The organism is Bradyrhizobium sp. ORS 111, from assembly GCF_045571485.1.
Classification (GTDB): Bacteria; Pseudomonadota; Alphaproteobacteria; order Rhizobiales; family Xanthobacteraceae; genus Bradyrhizobium.
This window is the reverse complement of sequence record NZ_CP120701.1, coordinates 126,163-139,813: the sequence shown is the minus strand read 5'-3', so window position 1 is coordinate 139,813 and position 13,651 is coordinate 126,163. Positions and strand designations below refer to the sequence as shown.

10 protein-coding genes and 1 tRNA gene are annotated in these 13,651 nt (G+C 61.8%); 7 read left to right on the top strand and 4 right to left on the bottom strand.

From position 1 onward, the window contains the following. Positions 1-156 precede the first annotated feature (156 nt). Positions 157-1,125 (bottom strand): complex I NDUFA9 subunit family protein, encoded by a 969-nt coding sequence (locus P6U30_RS00615; protein ID WP_407167660.1) that lies wholly within the window; start codon positions 1,123-1,125, stop codon positions 157-159. Positions 1,126-1,272: 147 nt separating this feature from the next. On the opposite strand from P6U30_RS00615, the gene P6U30_RS00610 reads away from it, so the two are divergent. The 4 genes from P6U30_RS00610 (at position 1,273) to P6U30_RS00595 (ending at position 5,946) form a co-directional block, all read left to right on the top strand. Further along, positions 1,273-1,359, top strand: a tRNA-Leu gene (locus P6U30_RS00610). Positions 1,360-1,678: 319 nt separating this feature from the next. Continuing rightward, positions 1,679-2,521, top strand: a complete 843-nt coding sequence (locus P6U30_RS00605; protein ID WP_407167659.1) for a DUF3800 domain-containing protein — start codon at positions 1,679-1,681, stop codon at positions 2,519-2,521. 562 nt (positions 2,522-3,083) lie between these two features. Further along, positions 3,084-3,737 (top strand): hypothetical protein, encoded by a 654-nt coding sequence (locus P6U30_RS00600; protein WP_407167658.1) that lies wholly within the window; start codon positions 3,084-3,086, stop codon positions 3,735-3,737. A gap of 835 nt (positions 3,738-4,572) precedes the next feature. Further along, positions 4,573-5,946 carry a serine hydrolase gene (locus P6U30_RS00595; protein ID WP_407167657.1) on the top strand — a complete coding sequence of 458 codons (1,374 nt, stop codon included), beginning with the start codon at positions 4,573-4,575 and terminating at the stop codon, positions 5,944-5,946. 146 nt (positions 5,947-6,092) lie between these two features. Here the strand turns inward: P6U30_RS00595 and P6U30_RS00590 are convergent, their stop codons facing one another. Beyond that, positions 6,093-7,508, bottom strand: a complete 1,416-nt coding sequence (locus P6U30_RS00590; protein ID WP_407170646.1) for an arylsulfatase — start codon at positions 7,506-7,508, stop codon at positions 6,093-6,095. 380 nt (positions 7,509-7,888) lie between these two features. Between P6U30_RS00590 and P6U30_RS00585 the strand changes: the two genes are divergently transcribed. Continuing rightward, positions 7,889-8,323: a nuclear transport factor 2 family protein gene (locus P6U30_RS00585; RefSeq protein ID WP_407167656.1), complete on the top strand. Its 435-nt coding sequence runs from the start codon at positions 7,889-7,891 to the stop codon at positions 8,321-8,323. Positions 8,324-8,678: 355 nt separating this feature from the next. Here P6U30_RS00585 and P6U30_RS00580 read toward each other — a convergent pair whose 3' ends face one another. Beyond that, the gene (locus P6U30_RS00580) at positions 8,679-9,077 is read right to left on the bottom strand and encodes a tautomerase family protein (RefSeq protein ID WP_407167655.1); all 399 of its coding nucleotides are present in this window, start codon (positions 9,075-9,077) and stop codon (positions 8,679-8,681) included. A 45-nt stretch (positions 9,078-9,122) separates the two neighbouring features. Next, a complete protein-coding gene (locus tag P6U30_RS00575) occupies positions 9,123-10,388 on the bottom strand; it encodes an MFS transporter (protein ID WP_407167654.1) in 1,266 nt (421 codons plus the stop codon). A gap of 451 nt (positions 10,389-10,839) precedes the next feature. Here P6U30_RS00575 and P6U30_RS00570 point away from each other — a divergent pair, with 451 nt between their 5' ends. Both P6U30_RS00570 and P6U30_RS00565 read left to right on the top strand, forming a co-directional pair. After that, entirely contained in the window at positions 10,840-13,005 is a 2,166-nt protein-coding gene (locus P6U30_RS00570; RefSeq protein WP_407167653.1) for a hypothetical protein, read from the top strand. Continuing rightward, positions 12,897-13,622 (top strand): autotransporter domain-containing protein, encoded by a 726-nt coding sequence (locus tag P6U30_RS00565; protein ID WP_407170645.1) that lies wholly within the window; start codon positions 12,897-12,899, stop codon positions 13,620-13,622. The genes P6U30_RS00570 and P6U30_RS00565 overlap by 109 nt, the downstream gene beginning before the upstream one ends. Positions 13,623-13,651 lie beyond the last annotated feature (29 nt).

Here is a 13,651-nt window from a genome sequence, read left to right as displayed (position 1 = left end):
CACCTCTCCCGCTTGCGGGGGAGGTCGTATTGCATCGAAGATGCAATACGGGTGGGGGCTCTCTCCACACGATGGTCATCGCTCGTGGCAACACCCCCACCCCAGCCCTCCCCCGCAAGCGGGAGAGGGGGCGGAGTGCTTTCGTGGATGCGCCGCTTAAGCGTTCTTCTTCTGGAATTGCCCGGTGGCGCGGAAGCGCCAGAGATATTGCGGGGCGACGCCTTCGATCGAGTCCGGTCTGATGCCGAGGCCGGCGAAGGTCAGGCCGGCTGTGGTCGCGGCGTCCGACACCACGTTGTCGGAGCGCAGCATCGCGACCTGGTCCGGCGTCAGCTTGAGCGCGCCGGGGGCGAACTGCAGGAATACCGACATCAGCCTGGCGAGGCCGAAGGGCAGTGGCGCCAGCATGCGGTCACGCTCGGTGATTTTAAGGATGATCTCCATCACCTCGCGCATGGTCAGCACTTCCGGCCCGCCGAGCTCGTAGGTCGCACCAGCCTTGGTCTTGCCGTCCACGGCGTCGGCCACGGCACGCGCGACATCGGCGACATAGGCCGGCTGCAGCTTGTTGACGCCGCCGCCGACCAGCGGCAGCGCCGGCGACAGCCGTGCCAGCGCCGCGAAGCGGTTGGTGAACTGATCCTCGGGGCCGAACATCAGCGACGGCCGGATGATGGTGGCGGCGGGAGCCGCCGCCAGCACCGCCTGCTCGCCGGCGGCCTTGGAACGATAATAGCCGGAGACCGAATTCTCGTCGGCGCCGATCGCCGAGACATGGACCATCCGGGCGCCACTGGCGGCCGCCGCCTTGGCAATCGTCTCGGCTCCCTTGGTCTGCACGGCGTCGAAGCTCTGCCCGCCGCCCTGGGCCAGGATGCCCACAAGATTGATGGCGACATGCGAATCACGCATCGCCGTCTCGACCGAGGCGGGGTAGCGCACATTGGTCTGAACCGCGTGAATCTGGCCGACCCGGCCGAGCGGCTGCAAATGGCCGGCAAGCTCGGGCCGGCGCACAGCGACTCGGACGCGATAGTCGCGCTTGCACAGTGCCCGGACCACGTTCCGCCCCAGAAAACCCGATCCGCCGAAGACAGTGACGAGCGTGTCGAGGTTCGATGCCATGAGGTCAGTTCCTGCCGGATTCGAGAGTTATTAGGGGTATTTAGCCGTTTGGCGATACGCTATCGAGCCCACCCTGTACAGAGTATTTGATTTTGCATTTGGCAATTTGACAAGCGCGCAACCGATCCTTACTAAGCCGCTCCACGTGCCCAGGTGGCGGAATTGGTAGACGCGCTGGCTTCAGGTGCCAGTGGCTTCACGGCCGTGAAGGTTCGAGTCCTTTCCTGGGCACCACCCCATCTCTGGATATTAAGTATTTCCAGATAGATAAGCCTAGCCAGAGTGTTGCGTTGGCCCCGACTGGGTAACAAAATGGGGCGTAACATTGCTGTTCAGGGTTGTTCGTCCTATGCGCTGGGACGGGTCTCGCTTTCCGCTATTCGTTCAGCGGATTCCGCTCGATGTCAGGCCGCAGATTGTTGGCAGGACGCTTGCGATCCGACTCGGAGATAGCTTCGTCTTTGTAACGCCCAGCGAGCGGGCTCAGGCCGTTCTTACTCGGTAAAAGCGTCCGCGCAGCCGGACGCTGCACTTGCGGTCCCAACCTGAAACCATGGCGCTTGAATACATCATCTATTGCGACGAGTCCGAGGAAGGGGGCCGTTACTTCTCAAACTTCTACGGCGGAGCGTTGGTCACATCTCAGGACCTTCAGCCTGTTCGCGAAGCTCTCGAAGCGAGGAAGCTCGCGCTCAACCTCCATGGCGAGGTCAAGTGGACAAAGATTACTCAGAACTACGCGCAAAAATACATCGATCTTCTCGACACGTTCTTTGATCTGGTGGCGGCGGGTAGGATCAAGGTCCGCGTGATGTTTACTCAGAACGTCAATGTGCCGAAAAACCTGTCGCGCCGGCACGTCGATGAAAAGTATTTCATCCTGTACTATCAGTTTCTGAAGCACGCCTTCGGTTTGCACTGCTCGCCCGTGACGACCGGTGTTGATCTAAGAATTTATCCCGATCAATTGCCGGACACGGCCGAAAAGGCTGCGCAGTTTAGGTCTTACCTCGTTGCTCTCGAAAAGAACCCCAATTTCAAGCACCGCAGAATATCGATACGGCCTGAGAATGTGACTGACGTGCGGTCGCATGAGCACGTCATTCTTCAGTGTCTCGACATTGTCACGGGTGCGATGTGGTTTCGCCTGAACGACATGCACAAAGAAAAAATCGGGCCCCGCAAGCGCGGCAAAAGGACCAGGGCAAAAGAGCACGTTTACAACCATATCAATGCACGCGTCCGAGCCATCTACCCTAACTTCAACATTGGCGTTTCGACCGCGCGACCGACAGCCACTGCGGCGTGGGATCACCCTTACCGCCACTGGCTCTTCGTTCCAAAAGAACGAATTCTGATTCCGAATAGTAAGAGGAAGAAGAAGGGGACCCCGTAGCCCCTACGTAAATACCCCAAGTGGAACTTAAGGCTTCGAGACGTACAGGGCCCCCAACGATTCGCGGCCAGCGCCGAAACTGATTCTCTCGGAGTCAAGATATAGAGCTATTTCTTAACGGTTTCCACTGCCGCTCGGGGTTTTTCCCCGGCTCCGATCCCGGGGTACGGGGGAAGCCGCGTACTGCCATCCGTGAGGTCACGCCTCAGATTTGTGCCCAAAATCTGCCGTCAGTCCGGAGTCGCGCACCCAGTTTTTGTCCGAGTCCGGCGGCGTAGCATCCGAGCATTGCAGCATAGCAGTATCGCAGTATAGCAACAGCAAGCTAACTATTTGGAATACCGCAAATATCAAAGTAGCAATCCGCCGAAATTGCTCCATCAGCCCGCGCAACGATTCCTTCCATTATCGCGCGATAAACTGATGAGCCGACCTGCCGCTAGGTCGAAATACCTCGTACTATCCCTCGACAATTCCCGGTTTCATGTCATTATTGCGAGGTTCCAACCGAATCGAGCCAGTCGCGCAACTGCGCCGGTTCAGACCAGAGAAGGTACCACGAATGGCGCGCTTGCCCAACTTCAGGCCGCTGAAGAAAATTCAAGAGCGGCAACTGCAGCTCCGGGGGCGCTTGTGGCCAGACCTGGACACTAACCTTCTCTGGTCGCGCCACTCGAACGACGGCTTCAGCACCATCCCGAGCACTATGCCTCTCATCATGTCGATCATGGACGACATGTCCAAAGGCAGCCCGGTGTCTTCAACCTACCTGGACCTCTGGACTAGGGTCTACGACGAGGGCTTCGTAACTCTTGCTAAGCCACGAGAAATGGCGTTCCACGCGGGTTTCTCAACGCAACGCGCCGAGCGGACTTGGCGCCAAAAGCTCGATACGCTTGCCGCGTTGAAGTTCATCGATCTTAAGAGCGGGCCTTCGGGGCCGGCCAGCTACGCCCTGCTATGGAATCCCTACAGGGTCATCGCGCAGCATCACGAAGACAGGACACCTGGACTGCGCGAGGACAAATTTAACGCGCTCGTTGCGCGAGCCTTGGAGCTAGGCGACAAAACCTTCGCTCCGGCTGCGGTTGTTCCTCCGCAACTTGTCCCATTCCAAGGGGTTGGCTTCCCTCAGGCTCCCATCCCATTTCAAGCCGCACAATCGATCCCAGGGGCGCCCCCCGTGATGCGCGAAGGAGATACTGAGGGCACATGATTTTCAGATTGGCCGGGGGTCACCCCGTGCCAAAGGCCCCGGCGTGTGGTTCTCCCCACCGTCGAGACCCGTACTAGGCAACAGCCGCAAGCAGTTCCTTTGCCGAGGGGGTGCAGCGGAGAGTTTCCGGGTCTATGGGCCTACCCTATCACACCACGCCCGAGGGCACTACCCGTCCGACTTAGCGGGGGCCTTCGGGCGATTGGTAGTTCACACTGCTGTGTAACTTCCTTGAAGCGGGCGGAAAAAACCGTCATTGCTTCAATGACAAGGCCCGCGCACCGACCATCCTTTCCTGGGCACCACTCCCTTTTCAAGCGATTGAAATCGCTCGGTCTTACGTGATCGGGCCGCCGGCCCGTCTCAGAACCGGGATTGGGCGCGCGATGACCTATCGGATGGCCCACCTCCGAGGGAAAACCGACTTCCCGTTTCCTTAAGTTTCAGCGTCCGCGCGAGGACACCCGCCCGCATCCGGTAGGGTCGCGCCTGTCCGGTCAGCAATTATAGGTTTGTTAGCGAGATCGACTACACTGGAGCGATTGGGTGACGGTCGTCACCGCCGATCATTGAATTGGGCGTTACAACAGCGGAGTGCCGCCGCATCATGTCCCTGCTGGAATCGGTTGCAGCATTTCGCCCGATCACGAGGATCATGCCCGCCAAGCTGGTTGCCTTGTGTCTGGTCTGGGCCAGCGCGCCGATGCCGGTCCTTGCCGACACGTCACCGCCGCAGACCGCCGGCGTACCGATATCCGACGGCCAGATCGGCAAGGCTATCGCCAGCCTCGACGCGCTCTCCAACGACATCATGAAGCGGAGCCGCATCCCGGGCATGGCGGTCGCGGTGGTGCGGGACGGCAAGACGGTCTATGCGAAGGGCTTTGGCGTCCGGAAAATCGGCGAGAGCCAGCCTGTTGACGCAGACACCGTGTTTCAGCTCGCGTCGCTTTCGAAATCCCTCGCGGCCAGTGTCGTGGCTCATCAGGTCGGCGCGGGCGTGGTCGCGTGGGATACGCCCATCGTAACGCACTTGCCCTGGTTCAAGGTGATGGACCCCTGGGTTACGCAGCATGTCACCATCGCCGATATGTTCAGCCATCGCTCGGGCTTGCCGGAGCACGCCGGCGACGACCTGGAAGACCTCGGCTATGACAGGCGAACCGTGCTGGAGCGCCTGCGGCTACTGCCGCTCCACGGCTTCCGAGATACCTATGCCTACACAAATTTCGGCCTGACGGCGGCGGCGGAGGCGGTCGCCGTCGCGTCAGGCAAGGACTGGGAGACCCTTTCCGAGGACGTCCTTTACAAGCCGCTCGGCATGACTGCGACCAGCTCGCGTTTTGCCGATTTCGAAAAGCGGTCCAATCGTGCTGTTGGACATGTGAGGGTCGGCGACGACTTCCAGCCGAAATATCAACGTATGCCCGACCCGCAGTCGCCGGCAGGCGGCGTCAGTTCGTCGGCAAACGATGTCGCGCGATGGTTGGTGTTGGTTCTGCAAAGCGGCAAATTCGAAGGTCGGCAGATCATTCCAGCCGATGCGCTGCTTCCGGCCGTGACGGCCGAGGTCATTTCGATCCACTCGTCCTCGGCCGACGCAAGGCCCAGCTTGTACGGATACGGATTCGGCGTTGGAATCACGCCGGCGGGCCGGACGATGATCAGTCATTCCGGGGCCTTCGCGTTGGGTGCGGGGACCCATTACGCGATGATCCCCTCGGCCGGTGTCGGGATTGTCGTGCTCACCAACGCAACGCCCGGCGGTGCAGCGGAGGCGCTCGGCGCCTCTTTCATGGATATTGTCCAGTTCGGGAGCGTCACGCGGGACTGGTTTGCCGCCTACAGCGCGGCGATGGCGGGGCTCACGGCGCCGACGGGCGATCTCGTCGGCAAGTCGCCGCCCGCCACGCCAGCGCCGGCGGCAAAGCTTTCATCCTATGTCGGGACCTATGCCAATCCTTACTTCGGCGACGCCGAGATCGTCGAGGTGAGTGGCCATCTGGAGCTGAAGATCGGCCTGTTGGGCAGGCCGTACGCGCCGACGCACTGGGACGGTGACCGGTTTTCGGTCAACCCTTCCAGCGAGAACCAGCCCGATGGTTCGCTGTCGTCGATCGCATTCAAACGGGCCGGCGATGAGCCGGCGCGCGAATTGACCATCGACTATCTCAACGGCAACGGGCTCGGCCTGTTTGTGAGGCGCTGAAAGGCCGTGCGGGCGCGGTTTCGACAGGCATCGTGCTGCGTGGTCCAGCGGCAGCCATCGGTCGGTAGCTTCCAGTCTAGCCCGATGAACGGACATGGTCAGAGGCAGGCGGCATGGCTCAGAAGGGCCATGTGCGGATAACCACTTCATCCTCGCGGCGTTGTGATCGCACTAGGTGTGTTGTCAGGCGTGAGATCGGGCTCGTCCGGTCCATCGCCCCCCGGCATGATGTTCGGGTATTGCTTAATGCTGGCTTTGTATTCAAGCAGTGGCCTAGCCGCCGCAGCGGCGACCCACGCACTGCTTGTGTTGATGTTCCAGAGTTCCTTAGGGTCGTCTTCGATGTTGAAGATCCATGGGTAGTTGACCTTCAGGCTATAAGCGGTGGTAACGCCCTGACCCGCCTGGCGGACGGCTCCTTCCGCTGGCACTCGAACCGTTAAGTGCACCTTGAAGTTACGCCACTTGACGGCCAAAAGATCATCACCATGAAAATACAGGATGGAATCCCGATTTGATTTTTCCTGCTTTCCCAGCAGGAAGTTGGATTGGTCAATGCTGTCGATGGCACGATCAGTCGGCACGAGCTGACTTGCACCGACGATACCCGCGAAGGTGCGGTAGAAGTCCAACATAGCGACGATCTCGTTGCTCTTGCGGCCCGCTTGGATATGACCGGGCCAACGGATGATACACGGCGTGCGTATCCCACCCTCCCATGCGCTTGGGAACTCAGAGCGAAATGGCCCGCTGTCACCTTGTGCACCATAGATGATGCCCGGCCCCTGTAAGGACTCGGGTCCATTATCGCTGGTCCAAACGACTATGGTGTCGTTCTCAATGCCGGCGTTCTTGATCGCATCGAGAATTTGTCCAGTATTTGCGTCCATCTCCCGTAAAACGTTCTGATAGTTGGTGTGGCGGCCGTCCGCAAACTTTGGATTGGGAATCGGAGGGGAATGGGAGTTAGAAAACGGCACATAAAGGAAGAACGGTTTCTGATCCTTCGCATGCGCCCTGATGTACCCGGCGGCCTTGTTCGTGATGATCTCGTCCATGATCGGTCGCATGGCATACGTGTAGTCCCCGACCTTTGTGGACGGGCCGCCTTGGTGGCCTTCATAGATCGGATCGAGCGGGACCACGTCTGCCGACCAGCCGGGCTGGACGTCCTTGAGTGAAGCGTCGCTGCTGTGAGCGAATCCCCACCACTCGTCGAAACCTTGGTCAGTGGGGAAGCGGCCCTGCCGATCACCCAAATGCCACTTGCCGTAGTGGGCGGATTGGTAGCCTGCGTCTCTGAGGAGTTCGGCGAGCGTATACTCCCACGGTGCCAATCCTTCCGGCCGCCCACCGATGGCAACTTTCGAGGTGCCACTACGTATCGGCAGACGTCCCGTGAAAAATGCCGAGCGCGACGGCGTACATTCCGGTTCGACGTTGAAATTTGTGAGCTGCAAGCCTTCACTTGCCAACGTGTCGATGCGTGGGGTCGGCGCACCGCGGATTGCCCCACCCCCGTACACTCCGATGTCCCCATAGCCAAGGTTATCGGCCAGCATGAACACGATGTTGGGTCGCTTGGCAGTGCTGGGCGTAGCAGCCTGTTGCGCCTCTGAAGCAGCAACTGTAGCGAGCAGTCCGATTGCGATCGTTGCGCACGCAATACTAGCGCGTCTTGTTCTTTCGACAGGTGCGCAGGAAGGTATTCGCATTGAGTGCTCCCAACCATGGAAGAACGCAGCCCAGCGGCCGCCAAACGCTTACATCTTAAGTTGCGACACGCAGCGGCGCAATCGCAGCCTGGGAACTTTTGAAGACATCGGCCAGATCTGATTGAGGTCGAGCGCGACCTGTCCCGCCGGTCCTATCCACCCCTCCACTTCCGCTTCACCCGTTAGCGACCGGCCTCATTCAAAAACTTGTTTCGCCACGGGCGACCTTGCGGATTATTGTTTGCGCGCATTCAAACCAAAATGAGCTGCTGTCGATGCATCCTACACCCGCTGAGCGCGATACGTTGTTTAAAGGTTTTGCCCGCGCACTGTTCAAGCGTGACATGGACGCTCTTTATGAAGTCGTCTCTCCCGAATTCGTCTGGCGATATCATGACGGCATTTCGCCGGAAGTCGTGCTTACTGGGCGCGAAGCCATCCTCAAGCATCTCGAAGAGAACAAAGTCTCTTATTCGATAAGTCGCTTCCATGACATCGTCTATCATCATCTCCATGACGTTTCCTTCATGACCTTTCGCGTCAGCGAGACAGTGCGCCTGACCGGTGAGCACCGAGAGCAGAGCGGAATCGAGCGTTACACGTTTGAGGACGGTAAGATCGCTACCAAGGACGTGTATCGCAAGCCGATCGAATCTCGGTGATGGTGCGGGGCTGCGTTAGCAGCCCAGCAACGATCCTTCTGCCCGTGAAACGCAGGCCGAACACCGAAGCCGCCTTCGCGAAGGATTTTCCGACACAAGCCTAGTCGCACTCGTGCAGACGCGACGCACGATCACTCGCTGACGTTTTCCATTTCTGATGCGGCGCCGCAAAGCTCAGTAGCGCCGACCCGTCATCTAGTAACGAAATGAGCTTCAGCACCGGGCTGCAGTCTCCCACTCAGACCGGACATCCGCGACAAAGCCGGTCGATCAGTCGGCGGGGTCGACGCACCGCAGACTGCCACCGTATACTCTCATGCCCCCACATTGCCACGATTATCGGCCAGTGCGCGCCTCACGCCGGATCGGTGTCCTGCAGGTAGGAGGCGAGCCCGTTGCCGAACGACCACTCGTCGCGGGCATTGGGCGACAGGACCACCTGCACGTCCTCGCGCCGCAGGCCCGGCTTCTCGACGAGGCGGTCGGCGATTGCCTTGTAGAGCGCCTTCTTGGTCGCGGTGTCGCGCCAGTTGCCGGCGACGATGTGGATGAACACCACGTCGTCGGTGCGGTGGACGCCGAGATAGTCGGGATCGTAGATGAACTCCTCCGGTTCATACTGGCGGATGAACTGGAAGCGATCGCCCGGCGGCACGTTGTAGGTGTCGGTCAGCGCCTGGTGGACGCCATCGGCGATGGCGCGGATGTGGTCCTTCGACTTGCCCTTCAAGAGGGAGATGGTGACGAGCGGCATGGATAAGCCTCCTTTGACTGGGTCTCGTGCGAAAGTGGCCCGCCCTCAGACCATGTGCCTGCCGCTCCGCTTCGCGACCGCCTTCTGCACGAAATACATTGCGATCAGCGAGAGGAACGAGGTCGTCACGACGACGTATCCGATCCGCTCGAAGTGCAGCAGCGAGCCGTCCGGATTCTCGGCGATGATCGCCGCCGCCAGGACCGAGCCGAGCCCGCCCGAGAGCTGCTGCACGGAGGCGCTGATCGCGCTGAACGAGCCGCGCTGGTTCGCATCGGGGATCGCCGACATCAGCGCCTGCGAGGGGATCATGCGCGAGAAGATGCCGACGAACATCAGCACGTTGACGATGATCGCAGTCAGCAGCGAGACCTGGCCGAGATGGGTGTAGATCAGCACCATGATGACCGACACCACGCTGCCGAACACGAAGGTCGGATATTTGCCGAAGGTGTCGCTGGCACGGCCGACCAGCGGCCCCATGATGATGCTGAACAGACCGGAGACGAGATAGATCGTCGGAAGGTGGACGATGTCGATGCCGAGATTGTGCACGGTGTAGGCGCTGCCGAACGGCATCAGCATGAAGCCGCCGGTCGCCAGCAGCGTCGTCACCGCGAAGGCGAGCGTGTAGCGCGGCTCGCCGACAGTCGCGATCAGGTGTTTGAACGGGTTGGTGTCATGCTTGAGCTGCAGATGTTGATCGACCGGCTGCATCGCGAGCGCGATGACGGCGATCGCCGCGATCGACAAGCCGACAATCGCCAAGAAGGCGACGTGCCAATTCCAGTGGTTGGCGAGGAACAGGCCGGCGGGAATGCCGAGCACCTGGCTTGCGGCGAACGCGGTCTGCACGAACCCCATCACGCGGCCGCGCTGCTGCAGCGGAAACAGGTCGGTGATGATGGCGAGCACCACGGAGCCGATCACGCCGCCGAACAATCCGGTCACGATCCGGCCGAGCAGTAGCACGTGGAAATCCTGCGCCAAGGCGCAGAGCGCGGTGCCGAGCGTGAAGCCGACATAGAAGAACAACAGCAGGCGCTTGCGGTCGAAGCGATCGGCAAAGCCGGCGGCGAGGATGCCGGAGATGCCGGCGCTGAATGCATAGGCCGAAACCGCCACGCCGAATTGCCCGGCGGTGATGTTGAGCGAAGGCATCAGGATGGCGCCGAGCGGCGACATGATGATGAAATCGAGGATGATGGTGAATTGCGTGAACGCGAGCAGCGCGATCAGGAGCGACTGGTAGCGCGAGAAGCCGCGCTCCTTCGGGTCGTCGATCGGCGCTGCCAGGGTCTGTTCGGTCATGGCACTCATTTCATTCGAAGGAGAGCGGGCAGGAAGCCGGCAACAGATAGGATGGGGCCGGCACAATTTCACCGGTCGGACGGCGCACGTTTCGCTGAAATCGGGAACCCGTTGCAAAATTGTTGAGGCCTGCCGGCCGCGGCGAATCAGTCCCAAGTGATCGGGAAAATATGGCACGCGGCGAATCGTTGCGGTACGTCAGATTGCAATCAATCGCATATGCAACGTCGAGGCGGTGTACTTCGCGGTTCCATAGGCGTATGCACGCAAAGGATGTGAATCACAATCGTACATCTAATGGTTCCATCTGTGGCGATCGCGCAACAAATCGCTGCGAATTGCCTCAAAGTTGAACGGGACGAGCCTGCCGGCGACGAAGAGCGGGCGGATAGCAAGCGGCGCCAAGACAGTCTTCACTGCGGTGTCGCGCCAAGTGATGTTGGAGGGGGGCATGGTTCCATCGCGCCTGGCGGCAGCCCTGTCGTGCACTGCTCTGAGCAGTGGCTGTCTCCTGTTCGCTTCGCCGACATTCGCTGCGTGCGATAATCTCGCCCCGACCAGCGGTCAGACCGTCACCTGCGGCACGTCGGCGCCAAATCCCGCGCCGGCCGGCGTGCAGGCGGTCGCCGGCAGCTCAAATGTCACCGTGAATGTGTTGCAGGGTGCGGGCATCACGCCGGGCAGCGGTGCGACTGCCATCGGTCTTGTCGCGGGCAGCACCGCCACCAACAACGGCACCCTGACCATCAGCGGCGGCGGCACCGGAATCTTCGGCAGTGGCGACGGCAATATCTTCACCAACGGCACGTCGGGCGTGATCACGACCACGGGTGCCGGCAGCAATGCGATTGCCGCCAGCAGCAACGGCAACACGCTCGTCAACAACGGCACGATCACGACGCTGAACGGCACCTCGCGCGGGCTTGCCATCATCGGCTTGACGCAACACAACAACAACACGCTGATCAACACCGGGACGATCACCACCCAGGGCCCGCAGTCGCACGGCCTCTTTGTCCAGACCGGCGATAGCAACACCTTCACCAATAGCGGCACCATCACCACCGCGGGTGCGGGCGCGCGTGCGATCTTCTCCGCCGGACAATTTGCGACCATCACCAATACGGGAACGCTGCTTACGACCGGCGGTGATGCCGGCGGCACCGCCAACAACACCGTCTTCATGCAAGGCAACGCGGGCGTGCTGCGCAACAGCGGCACCATCGAGGCGCGCGGCGTCAATGCCGACGGCGTGTTCTCCAACACCGCGGGATCATCGTTCACCGCGACCATCCAGAACCTGCCGGGCGGCCAGATCATCAGCCAGGCGGGTCCCGCGATCCGCACGCTGAATGGCGCCACCACTATCGTCAATGCCGGCCTGATCGCCGGCAACAGCGGCCGGGCGCTCGCGGGCGGCACCGGCAACGTGACGTTCATTCTGCAAACCGGCTCGCAGATCGTCGGCCTCGCCGATGGCGGCGGCGGCAACAACCAGGTGCGCCTGCAGGGCAGCGGCACGGTCAACAATGCGTTCACGCGCTTTCAGACGCTGACGATGGAAGGCAGCGACTGGACCTGGGCCGGCACCGGCACCTTCGCCAACACCTTCATCAACAGCGGCACGCTGACGCTGCAGACCTCGCTGACCGGCAACGTCGCGATCGCGGCCGGCACCAGCCTGCTGGCCGGCAACGGCGCGAACCCGTCGATCACGCCGTTCCCGGGCGGCCCGCCGATCACCGTCACCAATGCCGGCGTCATCAATCTCACCAATGGCGGCGCGGTGGCGACGAACAGCCTGACCATCGCCGGCAACTATGTCGGCAATGGCGGTGGCCTCATTTTGCACAGCGTGCTCGGCAGCGACGGCTCGCCGTCGGATCGGCTGGTGATTTCCGGCGGCAACGCCTCGGGCTCCACCGCGGTGACCGTGATCAATGCCGGCGGCGGCGGCGCGCAGACCAGCGCCGACGGCATCCTGCTCGTGCAGGCCGTCAACGGCGGCACCACGTCGGCGGGCGCGTTCGGGCTCTCCAATGCGGTGGTTGCGGGCGCGCACGAGTATCTCCTGTTCCGCGGTGGTGTCTCGGCCGGCACCGCCGACAATTGGTATCTGCGCTCGGAGCTGCTACCGGGCAGCGCTTCGCCGGCTCCGCCTGCCGCACCGGCTCCCACACCACCGCCGTCGTCCGCCGTGGCGCCGCCGCCTGCGGCCCTGCCCGCCACCGATCTGTCGATGCTGACGCCGCCACCGGCCGGCGCCGAGCCGGTCCAGCTCTTCCGGCCGGAAGCGTCGGTCTACTCGGCGGTGCCGCAGGTGGCGCAAAAGCTCGGGCTCGCCACGCTCGGCACATTCCACGAACGCCAGGGCGACCAGGCGCTGCTGACGGCCAATGGCGAGCAGCCGGCCGCCTGGGCGCGCGCTTACGGCGGACACAGCTCCCAGAGCTGGGGGGCACCGTCAGCCCCTCCTTCGACGGCACCATGGCGGGTGTGCAGGTCGGCATCGACATCCTGCGCTTCCAGTCCGCGCCCGAGCATCGCGACCGCGCCGGCTTCTTCTATGCCTATGGCTGGGCCAACGGCACCGTCAACGGCTTCGCGCTCGGCTTGAATGACATCCGCACCGGCAATCTGTCGCTCGATAGCCATAACATCGGCGGCTACTGGACCCATATCGGTCCCGCCGGCTGGTACATCGACGCAGTGTCAATGGGCAGCTTCTACGGCGCAAGTCCGCAATCGGATCGTCAGGTCGGCGCGCGGGTGTCGGGGACCGGCGTCGTCGCATCGCTGGAGACCGGCGTGCCGATTCCGCTGAACCGCTTCGTCGCGGTCGAACCGCAAGCGCAACTGATCTGGCAACGCCAGTCGTTTGATACATTCAACGATGCGTTCTCCAGCGTGGCGCTCGGCGCCGCCGATACGATAACCGGACGCGTCGGCCTGCGCATTCCAGCGGCCTACACGGTCGGCGCGGCCGTGGTGCGCCCCTATCTCGAGGTCAATCTCTGGCACACCGCGTCGAACGACCGGTCCATTGCGTTCGCCGCCACCGACCTGATCGGCGTGCAAAGCCGCGGCACCGCGGTCGAGGTCGGCGGGGGCATCGCGGCGCAGATCAGTCAGGCGGTCAGCGCCTATGCGAGCGCCGGCTACACCTCGTCGGTGGACAGCACCCATCGCGAGGACATCACCGGCCGGCTCGGACTTCGCGTGAGCTGGCAATAATCCGCCACGGCCCGCTTAGTCGGCTGGCC

Excerpts from the sequence above, each read along its gene's own strand:
- P6U30_RS00600 (WP_407167658.1), top strand. The coding sequence starts at position 3,084 with ATGGCGCGCTTGCCCAACTTCAGGCCGCTGAAGAAAATTCAAGAGCGG.
- P6U30_RS00605 (WP_407167659.1), top strand. The coding sequence starts at position 1,679 with ATGGCGCTTGAATACATCATCTATTGCGACGAGTCCGAGGAAGGGGGC.
- P6U30_RS00595 (WP_407167657.1), top strand. The coding sequence starts at position 4,573 with ATGGCGGTCGCGGTGGTGCGGGACGGCAAGACGGTCTATGCGAAGGGC.
- P6U30_RS00570 (WP_407167653.1), top strand. The coding sequence starts at position 10,840 with ATGGTTCCATCGCGCCTGGCGGCAGCCCTGTCGTGCACTGCTCTGAGC.
- P6U30_RS00580 (WP_407167655.1), bottom strand. The coding sequence starts at position 9,077 with ATGCCGCTCGTCACCATCTCCCTCTTGAAGGGCAAGTCGAAGGACCAC.
- P6U30_RS00575 (WP_407167654.1), bottom strand. The coding sequence starts at position 10,388 with ATGACCGAACAGACCCTGGCAGCGCCGATCGACGACCCGAAGGAGCGC.
- P6U30_RS00590 (WP_407170646.1), bottom strand. The coding sequence starts at position 7,508 with ATGCTGGCCGATAACCTTGGCTATGGGGACATCGGAGTGTACGGGGGT.
- P6U30_RS00615 (WP_407167660.1), bottom strand. The coding sequence starts at position 1,125 with ATGGCATCGAACCTCGACACGCTCGTCACTGTCTTCGGCGGATCGGGT.